This is a genomic window from Enterobacter cloacae complex sp. 309I3 (assembly GCF_050031595.1).
GTDB lineage: Bacteria > Pseudomonadota > Gammaproteobacteria > Enterobacterales > Enterobacteriaceae > Enterobacter > Enterobacter cloacae.
Window position 1 is genome coordinate 3981139 of the sequence record NZ_JBLGWI010000001.1, and the last position, 25531, is coordinate 4006669.

Consider the following 25531-nt stretch of genomic DNA (forward strand, 5'->3'; position numbering starts at 1 on the left):
GATTTGCGTAGCTTAACCTCTTTTACGTCGCCAGGCAGGTGCGCTCTGCGGCTTAGGCGGGATCTCCTGAAGCTGCATGACAACACTTGCGAACTCTTTCATCACCCTACGGTAAACATCGCGTTTAAATGACACGACCTGACGAACAGGATACCAGTAACTCACCCAGCGCCAGCCATCAAACTCCGGCGTACTGCTGGTTTGCATATTGATATCTGAATCGTTGCCCACCAATTGCAACAGAAACCACTTCTGTTTCTGGCCGATACAAACCGGCTTTGTGTCCCAACGCACCAAACGTTTCGGTAACTTGTAACGCAACCAGTTGCGGGTCGAAGCCAGGATGCGAACATCTTTTCGGCTTAAACCGACCTCTTCAAACAGCTCCCGGTACATCGCTTGTTCTGGGGACTCCCCTGGGTTGATCCCGCCTTGCGGAAACTGCCAGGAGTGCTGACCATATCGCCGGGCCCACATCACCTGGCCCTGACGATTACAAATTACTATTCCTACGTTCGGGCGGTAGCCATCGTCATCAATCACCGGACTACCCCAAACTAAATCTGATATATGAATGATTGTTTCACACTACAGGGAGGCGGTAAACCACTCTCTTACAGGCCTGCAACCTAATAACATTTGAATAACTCACAAATATGCGCAGAGTTATAAACAGATAAGCGGCAACAAGGGCAATTTTATTCACCTTTTCTGTGGATATAGTTGTGAAGAAGTGTGGAATTACCGATGAACAACCTGAAGAGCCCTTCGCTACACCGTGTCACCCGCTGAAAACATTCCTATAATATTCATTTAATTAGCTCTATTTTTAGCGCCCCAGGAAGGAATTACGTGACGATCATCACACCTATGATCGTTATGCTGATGAAAGATCGAACAGCGTCGGTTTTATCCACAGATTGTGCCAATAAGTTAGGCACAATTTGTGTGAAAATTCGATTTTCGTCGCACGTCAAGGCTGTAAATTGAAACAGTAGTCAGGGTTATTCCCAGTTATCCCACTTTTCTGTGGATAACATGGTGTAAGATCCTGTTTATTGTCAGTGACCAGAATTGAACAACCCGTTTTTCGTTTCATAAAGAACGGTCTGGCATGACTAAAAAAACCTAAAAATCATGCACATGGCATATTCGTACAGAAAAAGTTAAACTCTATCCACAGGGGATAGTTTCTTAGTTTATTTTTTAATCAAAAGGTTGCCGTCATGCTTGCGCTTTCACCCATGCTTTCTCCGCCAACAAGCGAAGCCCAGTTGCTTGGGCAGGCGCAACGTCTGGCGGGCTTTTCGCTTGGCGAACTCGCAGCGATGGCAGGGTTGCCGATCCCAAAGGATCTGAAACGGGATAAGGGCTGGATCGGCATGTTGCTTGAACTGTGGCTGGGGGCAAGTGCGGGGAGTAAACCCGAGCAGGATTTTGCGGCTCTGGGCGTTGAGCTAAAAACCATTCCCATAGACCGTCTGGGAAAGCCCCTTGAAACCACCTTTGTCTGCGTGGCGCCGTTAACCGGGAATACCGGCGTGACGTGGGAAACCAGCCATGTTCGCCATAAACTCAAGCGTGTGCTCTGGGTTCCGGTTGAGGGTGAACGCCAGATCCCGCTGGCTGAACGCCGGGTAGGCGCGCCGCTGCTCTGGAGTCCCGATGAAGATGAAGAGCGGCAGCTAAGGCTGGACTGGGAAGAGCTGATGGATATGATCGTCCTTGGACAGGTAGAGCGCATCACGGCCCGACACGGAGAAGTTTTACAGCTGCGTCCGAAAGCGGCCAACAGCAAAGCCCTCACCGAGGCTATTGGCGCCAAGGGCGAACCGATACTCACGTTGCCGCGCGGCTTTTATCTCAAAAAGAACTTCACAGGTGCGCTGCTGGCTCGCCATTTCTTACTGAAAACATAGTTTTTTACTCATTTTGCGAACTATCAAACATAATCGACGGGGATTTAAGATTTTCCCCCTTTCTCCTTTCGATATATCAGGTTAATACTACACTATGATTTGATACGAGCCAGGTGAGGACGATAACGATGAAAAAATGGGCAGTGTTGATTTCAGCAGTGGGTTTAGCGTTTGCGGTATCGGGCTGTAGCAGCGATTACGTTATGGCGACGAAAGATGGCCGGATGATCCTGACCGACGGTAAACCTGAAGTCGACGATGATACTGGCCTGGTCAGCTACCATGACCAGCAGGGTAATAAAATGCAGATCAATCGCGACGAAGTTTCGCAGATTATCGAGCGATAAACAGATAAAGGTCAGTGGCTTGCTGGCCTTTTTGATTTTTTTCTTCCCCTTTTGCTTCCCCTCTGCCATGTTTATATTCCTTTGTCGGGAGGTTCCTGACGTGGTCTGTATTTCTAATGAAGGAAGCCGGCTATGCATTATCACCGTATCCCCCACAGCGCTCTGGAAATAAGCCAACTGGGGTTGGGCACGATGACATTTGGTGAACAAAACAGCGAAGCCGATGCCCATGCACAACTCGATTATGCCGTCAGCCAGGGCATTAACCTGATTGATGTTGCTGAGATGTACCCTGTACCGCCTCGTCCGGAAACGCAGGGGCTTACCGAAACCTACGTCGGCAACTGGCTCGCCAAACGCGGGAATCGCGAAAAGCTGGTTGTTGCGTCAAAAGTCAGCGGCCCCGCACGCAACAACGATGCCGGGATCCGTCCAAACCAGATCCTCGATCGCAAAAATATCCGCGCCGCGCTGGATGCCAGCCTGAAGCGCCTGCAAACCGACTATCTCGATCTCTATCAGGTTCACTGGCCGCAGCGCCCCACCAACTGCTTTGGAAAGCTGGGCTATAGCTGGAATGAGAGCGCCCCGGCCGTTACGCTACTGGAAACGCTGGAAGCCCTGGCCGAATGCCAGCGAGCGGGAAAAATCCGCTACATCGGTGTCTCTAACGAAACGGCCTTTGGCGTGATGCGCTATCTGCACCTGGCGGACAAACATGACCTGCCCCGCATCGTCACCATCCAGAACCCATACAGCCTGCTCAACCGCAGCTATGAAGTGGGTCTGGCCGAAGTGACGCAATACGAAGAGGTGGAATTGCTCGCCTATTCATGTCTGGGCTTTGGTACGTTGACAGGGAAATACCTGAACGGCGCGAAACCTGCCGGAGCGCGTAACACCTTGTTCAGCCGCTTTACCCGCTACAGCGGTGAGCAGACACAAAAAGCCGTGGCGGCCTATGTGGATATCGCGAAACGTCACGGTCTTGATCCAGCTCAGATGGCCCTGGCCTTCGTGCGTCGTCAGCCGTTTGTTGCCAGCACTCTGCTGGGCGCAACGACCATGGAACAGCTGAAAACGAATATCGAGAGTTTCCATCTGAATCTAAGTGAAGAGGTATTAGCAGAGATTGAAGCGGTGCATCAGGTATACACCTACCCGGCACCGTGATAAAAGCAAACGGCAACCTGGTTGCCGTTTTTAATGTTTGCGCCCTCTCCCGTAGGAGAAGGCCGTGGTGAGGGCGTCAGGCCGCTCTTATCAACGGCGACGCTGCCAGAGCCATAATCCGGTAATCGCCAGCGCAAACAGCGCACCGAATCCTACGCCAATCCCCACCACCGGCACACCGACTTTAACGGCCAGCGAATAGAGCCCCAGCATTAACAGCATCGCCAGGTTTTCACCGAGATTTTGCACTGCAATGGCATTCCCTGCGCCGACGGTCTGCTTGCCGCGTTCCTGCAACAGCGCATTGAGCGGCACAACGAAAAAGCCCCCCAGAATACCAATCAGGACAAGCAGCGCGTAGGCGGGTAGCAAGGCGTGCTGCAGCGAGAAGATAAGCACCACCACGCCAATCAGGATCCCCGCAGGCATGCAGCGTGCAACGGTCTCAAGCGTCACCAGCTTCGCCGCCGCGCCAGCCCCAACGACAATCCCAATCGCCACCATTGCGTTAAGATAAGTCGGTGTCGCATTGTCAGTAATCCCCAGCGCCACCGGCACCCACAGCACCAGCAGAAAACGCAGCGTGACGCCTGCGCCCCAGAACATGCTGGTGCCCATCAGGGAGAAGCGCGTTTCACCGTTACGCCATAGCACGCGGCAGGCGTTGAAGAAACTGCCTGTCATAGGCGTAAAGCGCCAGGATTGCCCCGGGCGAGCCACCGGCAATTTTGGAATAAACAGGTTGGCTACCACCGCCCCGCCATAAACTACTGCACACACGCTCAGCGCCGCCAGCACATGCCAGTCAGCCAGTACGCCCCCTGCGACAGAGCCGAGCAGGATCGCCGCAATGGTAGAGGACTCCATCAGCCCGTTGGCTTTCACCAGCTTATCGCCGGTCGTGAGTTCCCCCAGGATGCCATACTTCGCCGGGGAGTACGCCGCTGCGCCAATGCCCACCAGCGTGTAGCCGATAAACGGGTTAATACCAAAACAAATACTGGCGGCGCCCAGCAGTTTCAGGCCGTTCGCAAACATCATCACCCGGCCTTTCGGGAAGCTGTCCGCCACCTGTCCGACAAACGGAGCGAAAATAATGTAAGCACCCACAAACACCATCTGCAGGATGGGCTGGCTCCAGTCTGGATAAAACTCGGCCTTCAGCAATGCCAGGGTGGCAAACAGTAACGCATTGTCACCAAAGGCAGAGAGAAACTGGGCGGCAATGACCGCCATCATGCCCTTCGACCAGAGTGAAGTGTTAGTGTGTACTGACTCACGCATTTTGCTGTTCCGCCTCGTCAACCATACCCTTCAGGGTCACGAAATCAGGCTTCCCGCTGCCCAGCACCGGAAGCTGCTTCAGGTAACGAATATCGCGCGGTACCGCCAGCTCAGGAATGCCATGTTCACGCGCATGCTGTAGCAACCGGTCGCGTTTCAGTTCGCTGTCGGTGGTGAACAACACCAGTGCTTCGCCTTTGCTGGCATCGCTCTTCACAACCGTAGCATGCAGCTTGTCAGCGGATACCGCTGTCGCCAGTTGCTCAACCATCTCCAGCGAGACCATCTCACCCGCAATTTTGGCGAAGCGTTTTGCCCGGCCCTGGATCTGCACGAAGCCCTGTTCATCGAAACGGACAATATCTCCGGTGTCATACCAGCCCGTCTCACTCTCGCCATTGACGTTTTCCGCCGTCGGCACTTCCAGCACGCCCGGATTTTCCACGCGCAGATAACCGTTCATCACGTTTGGCCCCTTGAGTTGCAGACGGCCACCGTCCTCAATGCCAGGTACCGCCAGCAGACGCGCATCCATTCCCGGCAGAATACGGCCCACCGTCCCCGGCTTCGCCGCCATCGGCACGTTGATCGAGACCACCGGCGCGCATTCGGTAACGCCATAGCCTTCAAGAATGCGCAGACCAAACTTGTCCTGCCAAATCTGGCGCGTGCTCTCCTGCAGTTTTTCCGCCCCGGCCACCACATAGCGCACGCGGTAAAAGTCATACGGATTGGCAAAGCGCGCGTAATTACCGAGGAAGGTTGAGGTGCCAAACAGCACGGTGCAGTTACGGTCATACACCAGCTCCGGCACAATGCGATAATGGAGCGGGCTTGGGTAAAGGAACACTTCGGCACCGGTCAACAGCGGGGTAAAAAGCCCCACCGTCAGGCCAAAGGAGTGGAACAGCGGCAGCGCCGACATGAACCGGTCATTGGCGGTAAAGTCAGCAATACTTTTAATCTGCTCCACGTTTGCCAGAATGCTCTTGTGACTGTGAACCACCCCTTTCGGGTTTCCCTCTGAGCCAGAAGTAAAGAGGATAATGGCGTCATCTTCCGGCTGCTGTTTGACCTGGGCCAGACGCGGCATCAGCAGGTGAGCGAAAATCCACAGCTTGTCACCCGTCGTCACGTCCGCTTTCAGATCTTCCAGGAAGACCCAGCGTACCTGCGTCAGCTGCTCCGGCAGGTGCCACAGCTTGCCTTTGTCGAGGAACTGGCGCGAGGTGAAAACGGTATTGATTTGAGCCGCGGTGATGGCGCTGGTCAGCCCTTTTACGCCCGCCGTGTAGTTCATCATCGCCGGGATACGGCCCCGGGAAACCGCACCAAAAATCACCGCCGCGCTGATCCCGGCGTTAGGCAGCATCAGGCCAATCTTCTCGCCTTTCTGGCTATATTTCTCAAGAATACGTCCCACGAACAGGGTTTTGGTCAGCAGCTTGCGATAGGTGTCCGGGGTGAAGTTAATGTCTTCAATGCAGTTTTTCTTCGCGCCATAGCGGTACTGCGCCGACAGCAGAGATTCATAGAGCGTTTCGCGCGGGCGGACGGCCATCCGCGCTTCCATCATGATCTGGTGCAGCATTTCACCGGCGATTTTACGGCGGTCACGCGCACGCGGCGCGTCGGGCATCGGTAATGAGGTTGGCGGCAGAATATGCAGGGTGATTTTCGGGAACAGGCGCTGCTTCACTAACCCTTTCAGACGACTGAAATGGGTGAGCTCCGCCCCTTCAATACGCAGTGGCACAACGGTCGCTTTTGACTTCGCCGCCACAAACCCTGCCCCGTCGTAGATTTTCATCAGCGAGCCGGTGACCGAGATCCGCCCTTCCGGGAAAATCACCACCGGACGTCCCTGCTCAACCAGACGTACCAGATGTTTAATCATCATCGGTTTTGTCGGGTCGAGCGGCACAAAATCAATCAGCGGGGTGAGCCAGCGCATGTACCACTGCTGACTAATAGAGGTATAGACCGCAAACACCGGGCGCACAGGCAGAAACAGCGCCAGCAGGATGCCGTCGATAAAGGAAACATGGTTTGGTGTGATAAGTACACGCTCGCCGCGGAGCGCCGTTGCATCGCCCGTTAGACGGACGCGAAAGAGGATACGGAACAGTGTGCGAAAGAACCCAAAAAGCATCTCAACTCCCTTTGCCAGCCAGTGTGAAGGGTAAGTAAATGGTGGCAGATTACACGAGAAGTGGTACAGGAGCGACAGCAAAAATAGAGGCGAAAAAAAACCTGCGCATCCGCGCAGGTTGGTGCAAGAGATGAGTACGAAACCGTACTAAGAAATCTCACCAATCAATACCTCTGGGATCTCAACTTTATCAATGTCGTCTTCTTTCCCGCTATCGGACAATCGCAACAGCCTGAGGCAAAGTGTAACTAAAGGTTCAGATTGACATTATTCCGACATGTCTGGCCGTGTAACGATTACACCGCCGGGGTTGTGCTGCGTCACGTTTGTGGAGAGGGACAGCGCGCCCCCCTTGAATGCACGGCGCTTTTCCGCAACACTTATTGGCGTGTAAACGCTTACCCCCACTAAGAAGGTAATGAATGGCGACAATAAAGGATGTGGCCCGTCTGGCAGGTGTTTCCGTCGCGACCGTGTCGCGCGTGATCAACGACTCCCCAAAAGCCAGTGACGCATCACGCCAGGCGGTGCAAAACGCCATGGAATCTCTGAACTACCATCCTAATGCTAACGCCCGTGCGCTCGCTCAACAGTCAACCGAAACCATCGGGCTGGTTGTGGGTGATGTCTCTGACCCCTTTTTCGGCGCCATGGTGAAAGCGGTTGAGCAGGTTTCTTATCAGACCGGGAATTTTTTGCTGATCGGCAATGGCTATCACAATGAACAAAAAGAACGCCAGGCTATCGAGCAACTGATCCGCCACCGCTGCGCGGCGCTGGTTGTCCATGCCAAAATGATCCCCGACGCCGAACTCATTCATCTGATGAAGCAGATCCCCGGCATGGTGATCATCAACCGGATTATTCCCGGGTTTGAGAAACGCTGCGTGGCGCTCGACGACCGCTACGGTGCCTGGCTTGCCACCCGCCATCTGATTCAACAGGGTCACACCCGCATTGGTTATCTCTGCTCAAACCACCCCATTTCCGATGCCGAAGATCGCCTGCAGGGGTATTACGATGCCCTGCGCGAAAACGGTCTGCCGTGCAATGACCGGCTGGTGGCTTACGGTGAACCCGACGAGAGCGGCGGCGAACAGGCAATGACAGAGCTGTTAGGACGTGGAAGGAACTTCACCGCAGTCGCCAGCTATAACGACTCGATGGCAGCCGGAGCTATGGGGGTGTTAAATGACAACGGGATTGAGGTGCCGGGAGAAATTTCCCTTATTGGCTTCGATGATGTGCTGGTCTCCCGCTACGTGCGCCCTCGCCTGACCACCGTCCGCTACCCCATTATCACCATGGCCACGCAGGCGGCCGAGCTGGCGTTAGCACTCGCCGAGCAGCGTCAACCACCGGAAATCACCCACCTGTTTAGTCCAACGTTAGTGCGCCGTCACTCTGTTGGGGCACCCGCCGAAGCCCCGGACGAATAGCGATAGAGATGTACCGTTTTGTCCGGGTACTCCAGCGCATCGCCGATATACTGCCAGCCGTAACGTTCGTAGAAGTCACGACAGGCAGACCAGAGATGCAACGTGTCATACCCGGCCTGCGCGGCATAGTGGATAACATGCTTTTGCAGCAGCCCCGCCAGCCCCTTGCCTCGCGCCGCGTCATCCACATACAGGGCTGCCAGCCAGGGGCAAAGATCCTGTCGGGTGATCAGATCGCAGCGCCAGAGCCCTACGGTGCCCACAAGCTGTTCGTTCTCCAGGGCAATAAAGGTCAGCGGTAATGCGCCCGGCGTCTGGCTGTGCTCAACAATACTGTGGAAAAACGCCCGGGGCAGGCCGTCGCCAAAGGCCTGCCAGATCCAGTCGGTCACCTGCTCCGCATACTGCGGTTCGGCGTAGAGCGGCAGAATAGTCATACCAGCTTCCCCTGGAAAATAGGCACAGATTCAAAGAGATAGCCGTCAAAATCCGGCGCATCTTCGTCTGAGAGTTCAAGTAAGCTTTTTTTCACGTTTTCCAGATGCTGGAACATTGCCTGCCAGGCGCCCATGACGTCACGGCGGCGCAGCGCGGCCAGGATGGTTTGCCGGTCACCCAGCCATTTCAGGCGGTACGCGCGGCTGGCGATGTGGCCATTAAACTGCTGCCACAGCGGACTGCTGTCCATGTGATGCCAGATACTCTCCACCGTCGCCAGCAGCATCTGATTTTGCGTCGCGCCCGCAAGGACCAGATGGAACATCTTATTGTTGTCCTGACTATTATCGTCGGCGGCAATCGCGCGTTGCTCCTGCTCGATAATACGGCGCAGATTGTCGATGTCTGCACGGGTCGCCATTTTGGCGGCAAACGCGGCAATATTGCTTTCGAGGAGCTGACGGGCCTGTAAAATCTCAAACGGCCCCACGTCGCTATTGAGAAAACGCTCTTCTTCGTTTTCATGCTCTTCGGGGATGCGCATCACATAAACACCGGAGCCCTGGCGTATATCCACCGTGCCCTGCAACTCCAGCATCAGTAAGGCCTCGCGCACGATGGTGCGGCTTACGCCGTACTTCTCGGCAATATTGCGCTCAGGAGGAAGACGCGAACCTACGGGATAGTGCCCCTGGATAATCTGCGCCCGTAAATCCTCGCCAATTTCCTGGTACTGTTTTTTTTCCGGTAGGATGACAGCCTTATCCACGTTTTCACCTGTTTTTTCAGTTAATGCGCAGACCGGGCGTCCTCCCGGCCAGTTTGTGCGCTATTTTACCAGAACCGGCATGCTTTTCGCCTACTTCCATTCATCATCAACCTGAAGCGTGAGCCTCCGCGTATCGCGTAGCTGCCGGAACCAGGAGGCTGATTTTTTTGCTCGTCTGGCACGCTGGTTATCCAGATCGATCTCAATCAACCCGTAGCGGTTTTTAAACGCGTTCATCGGTGAGACGTTGTCGGTAAATGCCCACAGCATATAGCCATGGCAGTTCGCCCCCTCCTCCCGCGCCAGCAGCGTGTAGTAGAGGTGTTCGCTGATGAAATCGATGCGGTAAGTGTCGTCGATAATCCCATCGCGATTGCGAAATTGCGCTTCGTTTTCCACTCCCATTCCGCTTTCCGCCACGAACCAGTCGATATTGCGATAGTCTTTTTTAATCCGCATCGCCATGTCGTAAATAATGCGCGGGTAGATCTCCCAGCCGCGGGAGCGGTTCATTCGCCGCCCCGGCAGTTCAAACGGCTCGTAGTAGTATGCCGGGTGGAATGGCGTGTCCGGATGCCAGGCGCGGGAAGGTGCCTTCACACGGTGCGGGTAGTAGAGGTTAATCCCCAGTTCGTCGACGGTGTTATCCGCAATCAGCGCCAGCTCGTCCGCGGTGTACTCCCACTCAACCTGATGCTGCTCCAGCAGGGTAAAAAGCTCTGCGGGATAGCCCCCTTGGACCAGCGGGTCGAGGAAGAGACGGTTGTAGAACAGGTCATACATCTCAGCGGCCCGCACGTCATGCGGTGCGCGGGAGCGGGGATAGGTCACTTCAGGGTTGAGAATACAGCCCACAGAACCGCGATAGCCTTTCTCGCGAAACAGCTTCACCACCTTTGCCGTCGCCAGCACCTTATGGTGATTCCACTGCATCCACGTGCCGGTGTTCTGCTCATACGGCCAACGCAGCGCGTCCAGATAGACGCGGGTCTGGACGACAATCGGCTCGTTGAAGGTAAACCAGCGGGTCACTTTACCGTGGTAGCGTGCAAAGACCTTTTCCGCATAGCGGACAAACAGCTCAACCACATGCTTTGACGCCCAGCCGCCGTAGGTATCCAGCAGCACGCCCGGCAGTTCGTAATGTTCGAGGCAGATCATCGGCTCAATGCCCTGACGGTGCATCTCATCGAACAGCGCGTCGTAGTAGGCAGCGTACTCTTCATCCACCGTCGCGTTTTCGTAGTCGGTTAAAAAGCGTGACCAGTTGATCGAGGTGCGGTAGTGCGTCAGCCCCGCCTGCTTCATCAGGGCCACATCCTCGCGAAAACGGTTGATAAAATCGGTCGCCACCGCCGGGCCATAGCCGTTGTGCCAGACGTGACGGTCATTCTTGTACCAGAGATCGATCCATGAATCCTGCCCCGGCTTTTTACCGCTCCAGCCTTCGGTCTGCCAGGCCGATGCGGCCGCGCCGAGAATAAAATCCTGCGGTATGGCTATCTGTTTTGTGCTCATCGCATCCTCACGGGTTGTCAGTGGCCTGCTGCAGCGCGGCCTGCTCTGCGCGGCGTGAAGCGATTTTCACAAACGGCAGATAGATAATCACCGCCGTCACAATGCAGATGAGCTGGGTGATCACCGCCCCCATCGAACCTGCCGTAGAGAGCCAGGCGTTGATCAGCGGCGGCGTCGTCCACGGCACCATCACCACCGCTTTACCGGCAAACCCGGTCACGGTGGCGAAGTAGCCGATGGAGCCCGTCACCAGTGGAGTGATAATGAAGGGAATGGCGAGGATCGGGTTAAGCATGATTGGCATACCGAAGATCACCGGCTCGTTGATATTAAAAATCCCCGGGCCGATGGAAAGCTTGGCGATCTCTTTCATCTCTTTGCGTTTGGTGGCAATCATCACCGCGATCAGCAGGCCGATAGTCAGGCCCGAACCACCAATGCTCATATATACATCCCAGAACGGCATGGTGATGATGTTCGGCACCTCTTTACCCTGCTCAAACGCGCTCATGTTGACGGTGATCGCCCCCAGCAGCAGCGGCTCGCGGATCGGCTTGATCATCTGGTTGCCGTGGATACCAATCACCCAGAAAAGCTGTGCAACGAACATCAGCAGCAGGATCCCAGGCAGACTTTGCACCACCCGCTCCAGCGGCTGTTGCACCACCTGATACACCGCGTCGTAGAGATACATCCCGGTGATCTGATGAAACACAAACCCCAGCGTGGCAATGGCAGTGGTGGTAATAATCGCCGGGATCAGCGCGGAGAACGACGCGGCCACGTTAGGCGGCACGGTGTCTGGCATTCGGATCTTCAGCCCCGGGCGGTTCTCCAGCCAGCAGTAGATTTCAACGGACAGAATGGCGATAAACATGCCGAGGAACAGGCTGCGGGTATCTGAGAACTGGCGCAGCAGCACATCTTTCACCACGTGCATTTCGCCATCCACCAGCATCTCCACGGTGGTGGGCGTCACGCAAATAAAACAGATCACCGCCAGCAGCCCCGGGAAAAGGGATTTGATACCGTTGACGCGCCCCAGCTCAATGCCAATCAGGAATACCGCACCAATGTTAAGGAAGTTCAGCGTGGCGTAATTCAGCGCGCTGGTGATCGGCTTTAGCGCGGCGAGGAACGACAGCGACGAGAAGCTCGCCAGGCCGTTTTTCGGATCCAGCACCATATTGGAGATCAGCACAGAGAACGCCCCAACGATGATGACCGGCATTAAGGTAATGAAAGCTGACTTGATCGCCATGATATAGCGATAACTGTTGAATTTAGTGGCGAAACTGCCCAGAGCGTCGATCAGTTTTTCCTGCAATGCCATAGGGTATTACCTCAGTAAAAGGGCTTTTATTGAATAAGGTGTACAGCCGGATACTATTGGCATACCAAAAATAGCTTTATGAAGGTAATGGTTCTGTGATTAAGCTCTCAACACCACCAGCGGTATTCCAGATCGTGATTTATGACCAATTTGGTATACCAATTGCAGCAATTTCTTCGGTTATGTTGGATCGTTACTGAAAAGCGTGATCGTGATGGGCGTTTTGCCCTTCCCGCGTCGCTTATGCGCCGGATGGTCTGTGTTAAACTGCAGATCGTTACGTGGAATCAGGAATGTCTAATGGCAACAATGCTGGATGTCTCACTGCGCGCAGGTGTATCAAAAGCCACGGTATCACGCGTGCTGAACGGCACAGGTCAGGTCAAAGAGAGCACGCGTCAGCAGGTGTTCGCGGCAATGGAAGAGCTGGGGTATCGCCCGAATTTTCTCGCGCGTTCGCTGGCTAACCAGACCAGCAACAGCATTGGTCTGGTGGTCTCGACCTTCGATGGCTTTTACTTTGGCCGCCTCCTTCAGCAGGCCTCCCGGCAGACCGAAACGCACGGGAAGCAGCTGATCGTCACCGACGGTCATGACGCGCCGGAACAGGAAGAACAGGCGGTACAGATGCTGGCCGATCGCAAGTGTGACGCCATTGTGCTCTACACGCGCTACATGAGCGAAAAAGCGATCATGAAGTTGATCCACTCCGTGCAAACCCCGCTGGTGGTCATCAACCGGGAAGTCAGCCAGGCTCCCGATCGCTGCGTCTTCTTCGAACAGCAGGATGCCGCCTTTAAGGCCGTGGATTACCTGATAAACCAGGGCCACCGGGAGATCGCCTGTATTACCGTCCCTATCCACACCCCTACCGGTAAAGCCCGCCTGATGGGCTACCGTAAAGCGCTGGAAAAGCACGGCATTCGTCTGGATGAGCGGCGGATTAAGTACGGCGATGCGGGCATGACGCGGGGGTATGAACTGTGCAGGGAGTTGATTGCTGACGGTGTGCCGTTTAGCGCCCTGTTTGCCTGTAACGATGATATGGCGCTGGGAGCCTCCAAAGCCTTGCACCAGGCAGGGCTGAAGATCCCGCAGGATATTTCACTGTTTGGCTTTGACGATGCGCCCAGCGCAAAATGGCTGGAGCCTGCGCTCTCATCGGTCTATCTGCCGATAGATAATATGATTGTCACGGCCATCGACCAGGCGATCCGGCTGGCAAAAAACCAGCCGGTAGAAGCGATCCCGCCGTTTACCGGTACGCTGGTACTACGCGACTCGGTAACCACGGGGCCATATTTTACTCAGACGAGTTCCAGCGCCAGCAGCTCCTGAATGGTCTGGCGGCGACGGATCAGCCGCGCCTTGCCGTTATCAAACAGCACTTCCGGCAGCAGCGGGCGGCTATTGTAGTTAGAAGACATCGACGCCCCATAAGCGCCGGTATCGTGCAGCACCAGATAATCCCCGGGTTTCACCTCCGGCAGCGCGCGGGTTTCTACTTTACCCCCTTCCTGCTGGGTAAAGACATCGCCCGATTCACACAGCGGGCCTGCGACAACCGTATCAATACGTGGGGCGTCGGTTAAATCGCTGCCATCGGCGGCGAGCGCTGAAATATGGTGGTAGCTGCCATACATGGACGGACGCATCAGGTCATTAAAGCCCGCATCAATCAGCACGAAGTGGCGCGATCCCATCTCTTTCACGCTACGCACCTGAGCAACCAGCACGCCAGATTCCGCCACCAGGAAACGACCCGGTTCAATTTCGAGCTTCACCGGATGCCCCACATGCGCGGCAACTTTGTCGCGGGCGGCGCTCCACAGGCCGTAATAGTGATCGGTATCGATCGCCTCTTCCCCTTCACGATAAGGAATCGAAAGGCCACCACCGGCGGAAATCGCCTCCAGATCCTGCCCGAAGTCGATAACCTGACGCACCATCGCGCCGCACACCTGTTCCAGGTGACCGTAATCCACGCCCGAACCAATGTGCATATGAATGCCCACCAGCTTCAGGTTGTAACGCTGTAATACCTCCAGGGCGGCTGGCATATCGGCATACCAGATGCCGTGTTTACTGTTTTCACCGCCAGTGTTGGTTTTCTGGCTGTGACCATGGCCAAAACCGGGGTTCACACGTAGCCAGACGCGGTGGCCGGGAGAAACCTGTCCAAGCTGTTCCAGCATATCCACAGACCCGGCATTAACCGGGATCTGCAGTTCATGCACGCGGGCAAGCGTCGCGTCGTCGATCAGATCCGCAGTAAAGACAATTGCGTCAGGATCGGTTTTTGGATCGTAACCAGCCGCCAGCGCGCGCTCGATTTCCCCCAGCGACACGGAGTCAACCTTCACGCCCTGCTCGCGCATCAGGCGCAGGATATGGATATTGGAACACGCCTTCTGGGCAAAACGCACCACGTCAAACTGATGCAGCGCGGCAATCTTCTCGCGAACGATTTGCGCATCGTAGACCCATACCGGGCAGCCAAACTCGGCAGGCAGGCGCAGCAGGTTGTCGGCATTTAAATCGGTGTCAGTCTGGTTAAGCGGGCGTGGCATGGTCTTCTCCGGGTGGTCATCTTTTTTATGATTACGCCACAGCAGAAAGAGAATAAAAAATATCGTTTTATCGCGAGTCTATGCAAAAATGATATGGATAGTTCTTCGCTTTCAGGTGCCCTATGCCCGCCGTCAACTTACGCCATATTGAGATTTTTCACGCCGTGATGACCGCCGGCAACCTCACCGAAGCCGCGCAGATGCTGCACACCTCGCAGCCTACGGTAAGCCGCGAGCTGGCACGGTTCGAGAAAGTGCTGGGACTGAAACTGTTTGAACGCACCCGGGGCCGGCTGCACCCAACGGTACAAGGGCTGCGTCTGTTCGAGGAAGTGCAGCGCTCGTGGTATGGGCTGGACAGAATTGTCAGTGCGGCGGAAAGCCTGCGCGAGTTTCGTCAGGGCGAACTGTCGATTGTCTGCCTGCCCGTCTTTTCACAATCCTTTTTACCGACGCTGCTGCAGCCTTTTCTGGCCCGCTATCCGGAGGTCAGTCTCACTATCGTGCCGCAGGAATCTCCGCTGCTGGAAGAGTGGCTTTCAGCGCAGCGTCACGACCTGGGGTTAACCGAAACCCTCACCACCCCTGCAGGTACGGAGCGCACGGAACTGCTCACGCTGGATGAGGTTTGCGTGCTTCCTGCCGGGCACCGGCTTGCCAGTAAAGCAATGCTGACCCCCGCTGATTTCCACGGGGAAAATTACATTAGCCTGTCGCAGACCGACAGCTACCGACAACTGCTGGACACGCTGTTTGCCGAACATCAGGTAAAACGCCGGATGGTGGTGGAAACACACAGCGCGGCCTCAATATGCGCAATGGTACGTGCCGGGGTAGGCGTAGCCGTGGTTAACCCGCTTACAGCGCTGGACTTCGCCGGGAGCGAGATTGTGATTCGCCCGTTTAGCCTCTCCGTCCCGTTTACCGTCAGCCTGATCCGCCCCCTGCATCGCCCGGCGTCGGCACTGGTTGACGCCTTTACCGGGCATTTGATTGAGCATGCGCGTCAGGTGGCGCTTCGCTTACCTGATCTGCAAAATCCGTTATGACAGCATAAACTCCACCGCATCAGCAGCGTGAATGGCGGCAGTGTCGAATACCGGGATCGGGCTTCGCTCAGCCGGTACCAGCAGGCCGATCTCGGTACAGCCGAAGATCACCCCTTCAGCCCCCTGCCGGGCAAGTTGTTCAATCACGCTGACGTAATACGTCCGGGAAGACTCACTGAAGGTGCCGAGGCAAAGCTCATCAAAAATAATCTTATTAATGCGCACCCGGTCGGCGTCATCCGGGATCAGGCTTTCGATACCGAACTCACTGCTCAACCGGCCACGGTAAAAATCCTGCTCCATGGTGTAGCGCGTTCCCAGTAGCGCCACGCGACGCATCCCCGCCGCGCCAATCGCGCGCCCGGTCGCATCCGCAATATGCAAAAACGGCAGCGGGCAACGCGCTTCAATGTGCGAAGCAACTTTATGCATCGTGTTGGTACAGAGCAAAATCCCTTCGGCACCGGCACGCTGAAGCCCGAGTGCCGCCTGCGCCAGTATCTCTCCGGCTTTGTCCCATTCACCGCTCGACTGGCACGCTTCAATCTCATGGAAGTCCACGCTGTGCAGCAGCAAACTGGCAGAATGCAGTCCCCCGAGGCGCTGCTTCACCCCTTCATTAATTAAACGATAGTAGGGAATGGTCGATTCCCAGCTCATGCCACCCAGCAGGCCGATTGTTTTCATTATCCCTCCTTCTCTGTTTATCTCAGTGAAGCAAACTTGTGATCGCGTTTCCAGTTCTTTGTCGCGCCGTTTCTTTTTAAAAAGAGGTGATGTAAATTAAATGAAACAATATTTCATTTTATAATGAGGGAAGGCATGTTTATTTTCCACAACGAGACCACGCTTGACGATCTGGGTAACGGCGTAACCCGTCGGATCCTGGCCCACAGCGGTAAGATGATGGCGGTTGAAGTGAATTTCGCCCAGGGCGCTATTGGCCCGATGCATAGCCATCCGCATGAACAGCTAACCTATGTGCTGTCCGGTGAGTTCGAATTCACCATTGGTGAAGAGAAGCATATTGTCAGGGCCGGCGATACGCTCTACAAAGCGCCGCATGTCATGCACGGCTGCGTATGTCTTCAACCCGGCACCCTGCTGGATACCTTTACCCCCGTACGGGAAGATTTTTTGCAATAAAAAAGGGCGCTGATTTCAGCGCCCTTTCTCTCTGCGTCAGTTATTCCGCTACCGGCTCTGGCAGCGGGTTACGGCTAAGCATCGCTTCACGAAGCAGTACGCTACCGCAGGCGAACAGCCCACCCAGAATCCCCGCCAGCATGACAATCAGCGCTTTCCCCGGGCCATCTTTTTTCACCGGCATGGAAGGTGAAAGCTGATACTTGAAGGGTTCCAGTTTAACGTCTTCAACGGAGAGTTTTTTCAGCTGCGCCAGATAATATTCACGGTTCTGGAAGTCTGCATTCAGCTCAGACACATCCTTAAGATTTTTCTCAATCTGCAATTTCTGCGCGATACCGTCAGCGCCCAGGGCAACGGAGTAATCCGGATCGTCTTTTACGGCCTGTCCGTTGCTGTAGACAGGTTTCTTAATACCCGCCGCGTTAGCCACTTCCAGCGAATAGTTAAGACGCTGCAGATTGGTGTTGTGAATATTGGTCAGACGCACCCGATCCAGATCCAGCTGCTGCTCTACCACCTTCGTTTTCAGGGCGAGCTGGTTACGGATATTCAGCATGATCTCTTGCTCGACAATCGCGGCAATATACTTGATATACCCTTCCAGAACGGTTTGCGCATCTCCCGCCGTGGGGGCGGTGAAGCTGAGCGTCCAGGAGACGTAAGGCGCTTTATCTGCGTCTTTTACCTGAGTGTTATCAATCGCTTTCATCTTCTCAGAGATATTGACCACCGCACGATGCAGCTCCAGCGGATCCACGTTTGTCCCCTCAAGCTGTGACATAACGTAAGGGGAGGATTTCATATACTCTTCAAGCAATGACTGCGACTGAAACTTTTTGATAAACAGTCCAAACACTTCATCACGGGACACTTTTACGTCCACATCCAGAACCTGTAGTGCCACCATCATCTGGCGCAGCGGGTTCCACTGCGTCTGTTCGGCAGGCGTGATCACCGCTTTACTGGTCCATTTCTGCGGCAGTAAAAAGGCAATCGCCAGTCCGGCCAGCGCAAACGCGAACGCAATTGCGATGATGCGTTTTTTGGCGGCAAGCAGGATGTCTAACAGCCCCAAAAGGTCGATTTCTTTAGTGCTGACAGCCGGGGTGGCATAAGAAGGAAAATCGAGGTCCGTGTTTTTTTTGAAATCCATCGCTGACATAGACGTTCTTCTGTTAAGAGTGCAGGTAATTTCTGCCTCGTGAGTTCAAGTGGTCCGATGATACAAGAAAGTAAGAATAATCTGAACGCGATATTGATCTATCTGTGTACTGGCTATCAAAGTTGGTAGTTAGTACCTTTCCGGTATTATTGTTATTAATCATCCGCTTTTCTTTCTGCTTACATGCAAGACCTGCCTTGATCGCCAGAAATAGCGGCAAAATGCCACCCTCCTCACTTTATTGAAACAGCGTTTCGATGCTGATCACATTTCCATCATTAAGCGAATGACGCGGGAAAAAATAGCCATAATATAAAATAAAACACTGTTTTATTATTCGAAAACTACGGTTCGGATGTCATGAAACTCATACCGTCATTTCACCCACTGATTGCCAGGTAGGTCTGTATGAATGAAAACAAGCTGCTGGGGCTCGCATGGATATCACCCTACATTATTGGGTTGATACTCTTTACGGCTTTCCCCTTCGTCTCATCGTTTTTCCTCAGTTTTACGGATTACGATTTGATGAGCCCACCGGTGTTTAACGGTATCGAAAACTATCGCTATATGTTTACTGAAGACACGCTCTTCTGGACATCAATGGGTGTCACGTTCGCGTATGTATTTTTGACCATTCCGCTGAAGCTCGCGTTTGCATTAGGGATTGCGTTTGTTCTCAACTTCAAATTACGCGGGATCGGCTTTTTCCGTACCGCTTACTATATTCCGTCGATCCTCGGCAGCTCCGTGGCGATTGCTGTGTTGTGGCGCGCCTTATTTGCGATAGATGGTCTGCTGAACAGCTTTATTGGCGTATTTGGCTTCGACCCGGTGAACTGGCTGGGTGAGCCCTCTCTGGCGCTGATGTCCGTGACCCTGCTGCGCGTCTGGCAGTTCGGCTCCGCGATGGTCATCTTCCTGGCGGCGCTGCAAAACGTTCCGCAGTCTCAGTATGAAGCGGCAATGATCGACGGCGCGTCCAGATGGCAAATGTTCATGAAAGTGACCGTGCCGCTGATTACGCCGGTGATTTTCTTCAACTTCATCATGCAAACCACTCAGGCATTCCAGGAATTTACCGGGCCGTACGTCATTACCGGCGGCGGGCCAACCTACTCGACCTATCTGTTCTCGCTCTACATCTACGACACGGCGTTCAAATATTTCGATATGGGTTATGGCGCGGCGCTGGCGTGGATCCTGTTCCTGGTGGTGGCCGTCTTTGCCGGTATCGCCTTTAAGTCGTCGAAATACTGGGTGTTCTACTCCGCCGATAAAGGAGGCAAAAATGGCTGATATTCAACACCTTTCCGCGGCAAGAAGCGTCGCCGAACGCGAGGTTGCCCGTACGCAGCGCAGAGAGAAAATCAACGCCACCGTTCGCTATACGATCCTGCTGTTTGTCGGCCTGCTGATGCTCTACCCGCTGGTGTGGATGTTCTCAGCGTCGTTCAAACCGAACCACGAGATCTTCACTACCCTGAGCCTGTGGCCGGCGCATGCCACCTGGGACGGGTTTATCAACGGCTGGAAGACCGGGACCGAGTACACCTTCGGCCATTACATGCTGAACACCTTTAAGTATGTGATCCCCAAAGTGATCCTGACCATTATCTCCTCCACCATTGTGGCGTATGGTTTTGCCCGCTTTGAGATCCCGTGGAAAAAATTCTGGTTCGCCACGCTCATCACTACCATGCTGCTGCCCAGCACCGTGCTGTTGATTCCGCAGTACCTGATGTTCCGTGAAATGGGCATGTTGAACAGCTACATGCCGCTGTACCTGCCGCTGGCCTTCGCCACGCAGGGGTTCTTCGTCTTTATGCTGATCCAGTTCCTGCGCGGCGTGCCGCGTGACATGGAAGAGGCGGCGCAAATCGACGGCTGTAACTCCCTTCAGGTGCTGTGGTACGTGGTGGTGCCGATCCTGAAACCGGCCATTATCTCCGTCGCCCTGTTCCAGTTCATGTGGTCAATGAATGACTTTATCGGGCCGCTGATTTACGTCTACAGCGTGGATAAATACCCGATTGCATTAGCGCTGAAAATGTCCATCGACGTTACCGAAGGTGCGCCGTGGAACGAAATTCTGGCGATGGCGAGCATCTCCATTCTGCCATCCATCATTGTGTTCTTCCTGGCCCAACGCTACTTCGTGCAGGGCGTCTCCAGCAGCGGAATTAAAGGTTAAGAGGGAAATATCATGGCTGAAGTTGTCTTCAATAAACTGGAAAAGGTTTACTCCAACGGCTTCAAAGCCGTACATGCTATCGACCTGAAGATCGCCGAGGGGGAGTTTATGGTGATCGTCGGTCCATCCGGCTGTGCCAAGTCCACCACCCTTCGCATGCTGGCGGGGCTGGAAACCATCAGCGGCGGTGAAGTGCGGATCGGCGATAAGATCGTGAACAACCTCGCACCGAAGGAGCGCGGCATTGCGATGGTGTTCCAGAACTACGCGCTCTACCCGCACATGACGGTGCGCGAAAATCTGGCCTTTGGTCTGAAGCTGAGCAAACTGCCGAAAGAGCAAATTGAGTCGCAGGTAAACGAAGCGGCCAAAATCCTGGAGCTGGAGTCGCTGCTTGACCGCCTGCCGCGTCAGCTTTCCGGTGGACAGGCCCAGCGCGTCGCGGTTGGCCGCGCGATTGTGAAAAAGCCGGACGTGTTTCTCTTTGACGAACCGCTGTCAAACCTTGATGCCAAGCTCCGTGCCTCGATGCGTATTCGTATTTCAGATCTGCATAAGCAGCTGAAGCAGTCCGGTAAACCGGCCACCACCGTCTACGTCACGCATGACCAGACCGAAGCGATGACCATGGGCGACCGTATCTGTGTAATGAAGCTGGGCCACATCATGCAGGTCGATACCCCGGATAATCTTTACCACAAGCCCAACAACATGTTCGTCGCAGGATTCATCGGTGCACCGGAGATGAACATTCGTAAAAGCCAGTTGGTGGAAAAAGCCGGGCAACTGCACATCACCCTCGGCAATGAAACCATGCCGCTCAATGCGCAAACGCAGGAAAAAGTCGCTGCTTACGCCGGTCAGGACGTGTTCTACGGCGTGCGTCCGGAATTTGTGTCGATCTCAGACTCGCCTTTCCCGGATGGGTGCAGCGGCGAAATGGTGCGCGTGGAGAACATGGGCCACGAATTCTTTGTGTACCTCAAGGTAGCAGACAACGAACTGACCGCCAGAATCCCTTCGGAAGAGGCTAAGCCGATGATCGCTAAAGGGCTTAACCGCAAAGTCTATTTCCGCTTCGACATGAATAAGTGCCATATTTTTGACGCAAAAACTGAACTGAACCTCTCTCTCTGATGGAGCAAGAAAAATGAAAAATGTGCTTTTAAGCGCAGCAATCTCCGCGACCCTGGGCCTTACTGCTTTGCCATCGATGGCGCAAAATACCGATTTACGTATGTCCTGGTGGGGCGGTAATGGCCGTCACCAGGTGACGCTGAAAGCGTTAGAAGAGTTCCATAAACAGAACCCGGACATTAACGTTAAGGCGGAATACACCGGCTGGGACGGCCATCTTTCCCGTCTGACCACCCAGATCGCAGGCGGCACAGAGCCGGATGTGATGCAAACCAACTGGAACTGGCTGCCGATCTTCTCGAAAACCGGCGACGGCTTTTACGATCTGAACAAAATGAAGGACGTGATAGATCTAAGCCAGTTTGATGCCAAAGAGCTCCAGTCCACAACGGTCAACGGCAAGCTGAACGGGATCCCAATCTCCGTGACCGCGCGCGTCTTCTACTTTAACGACGAAACGTGGAAAAAAGCGGGCATCAAGTACCCAAAAACCTGGGACGAACTGATGGCCGCCGGTAAAACCTTCGAAAGCAAGCTCGGCAAGCAGTATTATCCTGTCATACTGGAACACCAGGACACGCTGGCGCTGCTGAATTCTTACATGGTTCAGAAATACAACATCCCTGCCGTGGACGAGAAAACCAAAAAATTCACCTACAGCAAGGCGCAATGGGTGGAGTTCTTCCAGACCTACAAAAAACTGATTGATAGCCATGTGATGCCGGACACCAAATACTATGCGTCGTTTGGCAAGAGCAACATGTATGAGATGAAGCCGTGGATCCAGGGGGAATGGGGCGGCACCTATATGTGGAACTCCACCATCAATAAATACTCCGATAACCTCAAGCCACCGGCAAAACTGGTGCTGGGCAGTTACCCGATGCTGCCGGGTGCCACGGATGCGGGCCTGTTCTTCAAACCGGCACAGATGCTGTCGATCGGTAAATCGACCAAAAACCCGGAAGCGGCGGCAAAGCTGATTAACTTCCTGCTGAACAGTAAAGAGGGCGTGGAGACGCTGGGCCTGGAGCGTGGCGTACCGCTGAGCAAAGTGGCGGTTCAGTACCTGACTGAAGCCGGTACCATTAAAGAAAACGACCCGTCGGTTGCAGGCCTGCGTCTGGCGCAGTCGCTGCCTGCAAAACTCAGCGTGTCCCCTTACTTTGACGATCCGCAGATTGTGGCGCAGTTCGGCACCTCGCTGCAGTATATCGACTATGGTCAGAAATCGGTGGAAGAGACCGCTGCAGATTTCCAGCGTCAGGCTGAGCGTATTTTGAAGCGGGCGATGCGTTAAAAGTCGACGCCTTACCGGGCCGACAAGGTATTGTAGGCCCGGTAAGCGAAGCGCCACCGGGCAATAACATTACACGCCAATATTACGTAATTTCTCCCCGCTCATCAGCTTGCGTTCAATATGCTCCAGCGTCACGCCTTTGGTTTCAGGAATCAGCCAGAAGGTCACCCCGATAAACACCACGTTCAGTACCGTGTAGAGCCAGAACGTCCCTGCTGCGCCAATGGCATCCAGCAGCGTCAGGAAGGTTGCGCCGATGATCATGTTCGACACCCAGTTGGTGGTTGTGGAACAGGTGATGCCAAAGTCGCGGCACTTCAGCGGCTGAATTTCAGAGCACAGGATCCACACCACCGGTGCGGCGCTCATGGCATATCCGGCGATACACATCATGGTCATCCCGACAGAGAGCCAGGAGAGACCGCTCGAGGCGGTGCCATTATCAAACTGCATCAGACAGTAACCGAGGATCAGCGTACCGAGCGCCATTACGCTAAAGCCAATCTTCAGCGCCGGTTTACGACCGGCTTTATCCACGGTAAATACCGCGATAAACGTGGCAAACATAAAGGTCAGCCCGACCACCAGCGTTGCAATCATCTGCTGTTCAGTGGTGGTGAATCCGGCCATTTTGAAGATACGCGGCGCGTAATACATGATGATGTTCATCCCGGTGAACTGCTGCATCGCCTGCAGCAGCATGCCAAGGAACACCGCGCGACGCACGTTGCGGTTGGCTTTAAACAGCGACCAGCCGCCCTGCTTCAGCTTCAGGCTTTCGCGGATCTCGTTCAGCTCTTCACGCGCTTTCTCTGAGGTATCACGCAGCATGCGCAGCACCTCTTCCGCTTCCACGTGACGACCTTTCTGCGCCAGCCAGCGCGGGCTGTTCGGCAGGAAAATCACCAGCACAATCAGCAACAGCGCGGGCAGCGCCAGCACGCCCAGCATGGCGCGCCAGTTACCGCTGTAGCTGAAGTAAGTATCTGACAGAAACGCCAGTACGATACCCAACGTGACCATCAGCTGGTACATACTGATCATCTTGCCGCGCACGTTCTCGCTCGCCATCTCCGAGAGATACAGCGGCGCGGTGTAGGAGGCAATCCCGACCGCCACGCCCAGCAGGACGCGGGAGAGCAGCAGCACTTCCACGTTGGTGGCGAACGCAGAGCCAATGGAGCCTGCCACAAACAGAATTGCCCCGACCATCAGGCTATATTTGCGCCCGAGACGGAACGAGAGCCAGCCGTTGAATAGCGCGCCGATGGCCGCGCCAAGCATCATGCTGCTCACCACCCACTCCTGCAGGCGACTGCTCAGCGTAAAGTGATCGGTAATAAACGGTAATGCGCCAGCAATGACGCCGATATCCAGTCCAAATAACAAGCCAGCCACTGCCGCCGCAATGGAGACAAACTGGTTCATGCGGCGAGTATCGCGCAGCGCCGCGGGCATGAGGGTAGAGTCATTTATAGATGTCATAGTTTCCTGCCTGAACAGAGAAATTCGTTAAGTGAAATTACGAGATAGCGAAGAAAAGTGTCAGGCCGGAATTCGCGAAGATATGGATTATTTCGCTATGGCATGGCGATCTGTGATGGACATTACAATTTCAACTCACGGTGAAATATCGCCATTTTTTACTAATTGATTAATATTTAAGTAATAAAACTGTGATGCGCGTCATTTATGATTTTTTAGTATGGATTTTTCATCTTTGTCGATATGGATAATGACAATTTTTGAGCAAAAAAAACCTCCACCCGCAGGCAGAGGCTCTTTCGTCAGCGCGAATTAACGCGCCAGCCAGCCGCCATCAACCGCTACGGTATAACCGTTGATGTAGTCCGACGCCTTCGATGCCAGGAACACCACAGGTCCTTTCAGATCGTCCGGCAGCCCCCAACGCCCTGCCGGGATTCGGTCAAGGATTTCCGCGCTACGCTGCTCGTCCGCACGCAGCTGCTGGGTGTTGTTGGTCGCCATGTAGCCCGGGGCAATGGCGTTAACGTTGATATTGTGCTTCGCCCATTCGTTCGCCAACAGACGGGTGACCCCCATCACTGCGCTTTTTGACGCGGTGTAAGACGGCACCCGGATGCCCCCCTGGAAGGAGAGCATGGAGGCGATATTGATAATCTTGCCGCCATTCCCCTGAGCGATGAAGTGTTTCGCCGCCGCCTGAGACATAAAGAACACGCTTTTGATATTCAGGTTCATCACGTCGTCCCAGTCGCGCTCGCTGAAGTTAATCGCGTCTTCACGGCGGATCAGCCCGGCATTATTGACCAGAATATCGATATGACCGAATTCCGCCACGGCGCGATCCAGCAGGTCAGGAATGGCGTCGATTTTACGCAGATCCGCGGTCAGGCTCAGGAAACGGCGGCCCAGCGCGGTCACGCGCTCGATGGTTTCCGTAGGCTCGACGATGTTGATGCCCACGATATCGCAGCCCGCTTCTGCCAGCCCCAACGCCATGCCCTGGCCCAGACCGGTGTCACAACCGGAAACCACAGCCACTTTACCTTGCAGAGAGAATGCATCCAGAATCATGTTTGTTCCTTACTCTTTCGATGCCTGTCAGCAACAGGC

The 25531-nt window shown here is 54.6% G+C and carries 23 protein-coding genes and 1 pseudogene; 12 read left to right on the top strand and 12 right to left on the bottom strand.

Going from position 1 to position 25531, the window contains the following annotated elements:
• Positions 1 to 12: 12 nt before the first annotated feature.
• Positions 13 to 543, bottom strand: coding sequence for an RNA pyrophosphohydrolase (gene rppH / locus ACQG22_RS19010; protein WP_013098553.1), 531 nt, complete (start codon positions 541 to 543; stop codon positions 13 to 15).
• 442 nt (positions 544 to 985) lie between these two features.
• Between rppH and ACQG22_RS19015 the strand changes: the two are divergent.
• The 4 genes and pseudogenes from ACQG22_RS19015 to ACQG22_RS19030 form a co-directional block, all read left to right on the top strand.
• Positions 986 to 1072 (top strand): annotated as a pseudogene (locus ACQG22_RS19015) (hypothetical protein); the annotation flags it as partial.
• Between the two features lie 154 nt (positions 1073 to 1226).
• Positions 1227 to 1919, top strand: coding sequence for a DNA mismatch repair endonuclease MutH (gene mutH / locus ACQG22_RS19020; protein WP_013098554.1), 693 nt, complete (start codon positions 1227 to 1229; stop codon positions 1917 to 1919).
• Positions 1920 to 2047: 128 nt separating this feature from the next.
• Positions 2048 to 2266, top strand: a complete 219-nt coding sequence (locus ACQG22_RS19025; protein WP_013098555.1) for a YgdI/YgdR family lipoprotein — start codon at positions 2048 to 2050, stop codon at positions 2264 to 2266.
• Between the two features lie 132 nt (positions 2267 to 2398).
• Complete coding sequence (locus tag ACQG22_RS19030) at positions 2399 to 3439, top strand: NADP(H)-dependent aldo-keto reductase (protein WP_013098556.1); 1041 nt, start codon at positions 2399 to 2401, stop codon at positions 3437 to 3439.
• Between the two features lie 90 nt (positions 3440 to 3529).
• On the opposite strand, the gene lplT is transcribed toward ACQG22_RS19030, so the two are convergent.
• Positions 3530 to 4723 (bottom strand): lysophospholipid transporter LplT, encoded by a 1194-nt coding sequence (gene lplT / locus ACQG22_RS19035; RefSeq protein WP_023620430.1) that lies wholly within the window; start codon positions 4721 to 4723, stop codon positions 3530 to 3532.
• On the bottom strand, positions 4716 to 6875 hold the full coding sequence (aas, locus tag ACQG22_RS19040; RefSeq protein ID WP_038420521.1) for a bifunctional acyl-ACP--phospholipid O-acyltransferase/long-chain-fatty-acid--ACP ligase: 2160 nt from the start codon (positions 6873 to 6875) through the stop codon (positions 4716 to 4718). The genes lplT and aas overlap by 8 nt, the downstream gene beginning before the upstream one ends.
• Before the next feature lie 422 nt (positions 6876 to 7297).
• Here aas and galR point away from each other — a divergent pair, with 422 nt between their 5' ends.
• Complete coding sequence (gene galR, locus ACQG22_RS19045) at positions 7298 to 8314, top strand: HTH-type transcriptional regulator GalR (RefSeq protein WP_013098559.1); 1017 nt, start codon at positions 7298 to 7300, stop codon at positions 8312 to 8314.
• Here galR and ACQG22_RS19050 read toward each other — a convergent pair.
• The 4 genes from ACQG22_RS19050 to ACQG22_RS19065 form a co-directional block, all read right to left on the bottom strand.
• Positions 8275 to 8751, bottom strand: coding sequence for a GNAT family N-acetyltransferase (locus ACQG22_RS19050; protein ID WP_013098560.1), 477 nt, complete (start codon positions 8749 to 8751; stop codon positions 8275 to 8277). The genes galR and ACQG22_RS19050 overlap by 40 nt on opposite strands.
• Positions 8748 to 9521, bottom strand: coding sequence for a GntR family transcriptional regulator (locus ACQG22_RS19055; RefSeq protein WP_013098561.1), 774 nt, complete (start codon positions 9519 to 9521; stop codon positions 8748 to 8750). The genes ACQG22_RS19050 and ACQG22_RS19055 overlap by 4 nt, the downstream gene beginning before the upstream one ends.
• 90 nt (positions 9522 to 9611) lie before the next feature.
• A complete protein-coding gene (locus ACQG22_RS19060) occupies positions 9612 to 11039 on the bottom strand; it encodes a glycoside hydrolase family 1 protein (protein WP_248091544.1) in 1428 nt (475 codons plus the stop codon).
• A 7-nt stretch (positions 11040 to 11046) separates the two neighbouring features.
• Positions 11047 to 12372 (bottom strand): PTS sugar transporter subunit IIC, encoded by a 1326-nt coding sequence (locus tag ACQG22_RS19065; RefSeq protein WP_114519403.1) that lies wholly within the window; start codon positions 12370 to 12372, stop codon positions 11047 to 11049.
• 300 nt (positions 12373 to 12672) lie between these two features.
• On the opposite strand from ACQG22_RS19065, the gene ACQG22_RS19070 reads away from it, so the two are divergent.
• Entirely contained in the window at positions 12673 to 13710 is a 1038-nt protein-coding gene (locus tag ACQG22_RS19070; protein WP_023620433.1) for a LacI family DNA-binding transcriptional regulator, read from the top strand.
• Here the strand turns inward: ACQG22_RS19070 and lysA are convergent.
• Entirely contained in the window at positions 13680 to 14942 is a 1263-nt protein-coding gene (lysA, locus tag ACQG22_RS19075; protein ID WP_369706551.1) for a diaminopimelate decarboxylase, read from the bottom strand. The genes ACQG22_RS19070 and lysA overlap by 31 nt on opposite strands.
• 122 nt (positions 14943 to 15064) lie before the next feature.
• Here lysA and ACQG22_RS19080 point away from each other — a divergent pair, with 122 nt between their 5' ends.
• Positions 15065 to 15991 carry a LysR family transcriptional regulator gene (locus ACQG22_RS19080; RefSeq protein WP_369706550.1) on the top strand — a complete coding sequence of 309 codons (927 nt, stop codon included), beginning with the start codon at positions 15065 to 15067 and terminating at the stop codon, positions 15989 to 15991.
• Here ACQG22_RS19080 and ACQG22_RS19085 read toward each other — a convergent pair.
• A complete protein-coding gene (locus ACQG22_RS19085) occupies positions 15986 to 16678 on the bottom strand; it encodes an aspartate/glutamate racemase (RefSeq protein WP_369706549.1) in 693 nt (230 codons plus the stop codon). The two genes, ACQG22_RS19080 and ACQG22_RS19085, sit on opposite strands and share 6 nt — an antisense overlap.
• Positions 16679 to 16813: 135 nt before the next feature.
• Between ACQG22_RS19085 and ACQG22_RS19090 the strand changes: the two genes are divergently transcribed.
• Positions 16814 to 17137, top strand: coding sequence for a cupin domain-containing protein (locus ACQG22_RS19090; protein WP_013098568.1), 324 nt, complete (start codon positions 16814 to 16816; stop codon positions 17135 to 17137).
• A 40-nt stretch (positions 17138 to 17177) separates the two neighbouring features.
• On the opposite strand, the gene wzz(fepE) is transcribed toward ACQG22_RS19090, so the two are convergent.
• Positions 17178 to 18302, bottom strand: a complete 1125-nt coding sequence (wzz(fepE), locus tag ACQG22_RS19095; RefSeq protein WP_013098569.1) for an LPS O-antigen length regulator Wzz(fepE) — start codon at positions 18300 to 18302, stop codon at positions 17178 to 17180.
• A gap of 408 nt (positions 18303 to 18710) precedes the next feature.
• Between wzz(fepE) and ACQG22_RS19100 the strand changes: the two genes are divergently transcribed.
• Genes ACQG22_RS19100 through ACQG22_RS19115 form a run of 4 tightly spaced genes read left to right on the top strand, consistent with a single transcriptional unit; the run spans position 18711 to position 22933 of the window.
• Positions 18711 to 19601 carry a carbohydrate ABC transporter permease gene (locus ACQG22_RS19100; protein ID WP_013098570.1) on the top strand — a complete coding sequence of 297 codons (891 nt, stop codon included), beginning with the start codon at positions 18711 to 18713 and terminating at the stop codon, positions 19599 to 19601.
• Positions 19594 to 20496: a carbohydrate ABC transporter permease gene (locus ACQG22_RS19105; protein ID WP_023620436.1), complete on the top strand. Its 903-nt coding sequence runs from the start codon at positions 19594 to 19596 to the stop codon at positions 20494 to 20496. Before ACQG22_RS19100 ends, ACQG22_RS19105 begins: the two co-directional genes overlap by 8 nt.
• Positions 20497 to 20508: 12 nt before the next feature.
• On the top strand, positions 20509 to 21633 hold the full coding sequence (locus tag ACQG22_RS19110) for an ABC transporter ATP-binding protein (protein WP_058679598.1): 1125 nt from the start codon (positions 20509 to 20511) through the stop codon (positions 21631 to 21633).
• Between the two features lie 13 nt (positions 21634 to 21646).
• Positions 21647 to 22933 carry an ABC transporter substrate-binding protein gene (locus ACQG22_RS19115; protein WP_148791271.1) on the top strand — a complete coding sequence of 429 codons (1287 nt, stop codon included), beginning with the start codon at positions 21647 to 21649 and terminating at the stop codon, positions 22931 to 22933.
• A 69-nt stretch (positions 22934 to 23002) separates the two neighbouring features.
• Here the strand turns inward: ACQG22_RS19115 and araE are convergent, their stop codons facing one another.
• Both araE and kduD read right to left on the bottom strand, forming a co-directional pair.
• Positions 23003 to 24436, bottom strand: coding sequence for an arabinose-proton symporter AraE (gene araE, locus ACQG22_RS19120; protein ID WP_286012102.1), 1434 nt, complete (start codon positions 24434 to 24436; stop codon positions 23003 to 23005).
• 294 nt (positions 24437 to 24730) lie between these two features.
• On the bottom strand, positions 24731 to 25492 hold the full coding sequence (gene kduD / locus ACQG22_RS19125; protein WP_013098575.1) for a 2-dehydro-3-deoxy-D-gluconate 5-dehydrogenase KduD: 762 nt from the start codon (positions 25490 to 25492) through the stop codon (positions 24731 to 24733).
• Between the last annotated feature and the right edge of the window lie 39 nt (positions 25493 to 25531).

What these genes read in the sequence shown, in the direction of transcription:
- galR (WP_013098559.1), top strand. Translation starts at nt 7,298, where the DNA reads ATGGCGACAATAAAGGATGTGGCCCGTCTGGCAGGTGTTTCCGTCGCG.
- ACQG22_RS19115 (WP_148791271.1), top strand. Translation starts at nt 21,647, where the DNA reads ATGAAAAATGTGCTTTTAAGCGCAGCAATCTCCGCGACCCTGGGCCTT.
- ACQG22_RS19050 (WP_013098560.1), bottom strand. Translation starts at nt 8,751, where the DNA reads ATGACTATTCTGCCGCTCTACGCCGAACCGCAGTATGCGGAGCAGGTG.
- lplT (WP_023620430.1), bottom strand. Translation starts at nt 4,723, where the DNA reads ATGCGTGAGTCAGTACACACTAACACTTCACTCTGGTCGAAGGGCATG.
- mutH (WP_013098554.1), top strand. Translation starts at nt 1,227, where the DNA reads ATGCTTGCGCTTTCACCCATGCTTTCTCCGCCAACAAGCGAAGCCCAG.
- ACQG22_RS19090 (WP_013098568.1), top strand. Translation starts at nt 16,814, where the DNA reads ATGTTTATTTTCCACAACGAGACCACGCTTGACGATCTGGGTAACGGC.
- ACQG22_RS19080 (WP_369706550.1), top strand. Translation starts at nt 15,065, where the DNA reads ATGCCCGCCGTCAACTTACGCCATATTGAGATTTTTCACGCCGTGATG.
- kduD (WP_013098575.1), bottom strand. Translation starts at nt 25,492, where the DNA reads ATGATTCTGGATGCATTCTCTCTGCAAGGTAAAGTGGCTGTGGTTTCC.
- ACQG22_RS19060 (WP_248091544.1), bottom strand. Translation starts at nt 11,039, where the DNA reads ATGAGCACAAAACAGATAGCCATACCGCAGGATTTTATTCTCGGCGCG.
- ACQG22_RS19070 (WP_023620433.1), top strand. Translation starts at nt 12,673, where the DNA reads ATGGCAACAATGCTGGATGTCTCACTGCGCGCAGGTGTATCAAAAGCC.
- lysA (WP_369706551.1), bottom strand. Translation starts at nt 14,942, where the DNA reads ATGCCACGCCCGCTTAACCAGACTGACACCGATTTAAATGCCGACAAC.
- ACQG22_RS19105 (WP_023620436.1), top strand. Translation starts at nt 19,594, where the DNA reads ATGGCTGATATTCAACACCTTTCCGCGGCAAGAAGCGTCGCCGAACGC.
- ACQG22_RS19030 (WP_013098556.1), top strand. Translation starts at nt 2,399, where the DNA reads ATGCATTATCACCGTATCCCCCACAGCGCTCTGGAAATAAGCCAACTG.
- ACQG22_RS19065 (WP_114519403.1), bottom strand. Translation starts at nt 12,372, where the DNA reads ATGGCATTGCAGGAAAAACTGATCGACGCTCTGGGCAGTTTCGCCACT.
- ACQG22_RS19100 (WP_013098570.1), top strand. Translation starts at nt 18,711, where the DNA reads ATGAATGAAAACAAGCTGCTGGGGCTCGCATGGATATCACCCTACATT.
- ACQG22_RS19085 (WP_369706549.1), bottom strand. Translation starts at nt 16,678, where the DNA reads ATGAAAACAATCGGCCTGCTGGGTGGCATGAGCTGGGAATCGACCATT.
- aas (WP_038420521.1), bottom strand. Translation starts at nt 6,875, where the DNA reads ATGCTTTTTGGGTTCTTTCGCACACTGTTCCGTATCCTCTTTCGCGTC.
- ACQG22_RS19025 (WP_013098555.1), top strand. Translation starts at nt 2,048, where the DNA reads ATGAAAAAATGGGCAGTGTTGATTTCAGCAGTGGGTTTAGCGTTTGCG.
- ACQG22_RS19110 (WP_058679598.1), top strand. Translation starts at nt 20,509, where the DNA reads ATGGCTGAAGTTGTCTTCAATAAACTGGAAAAGGTTTACTCCAACGGC.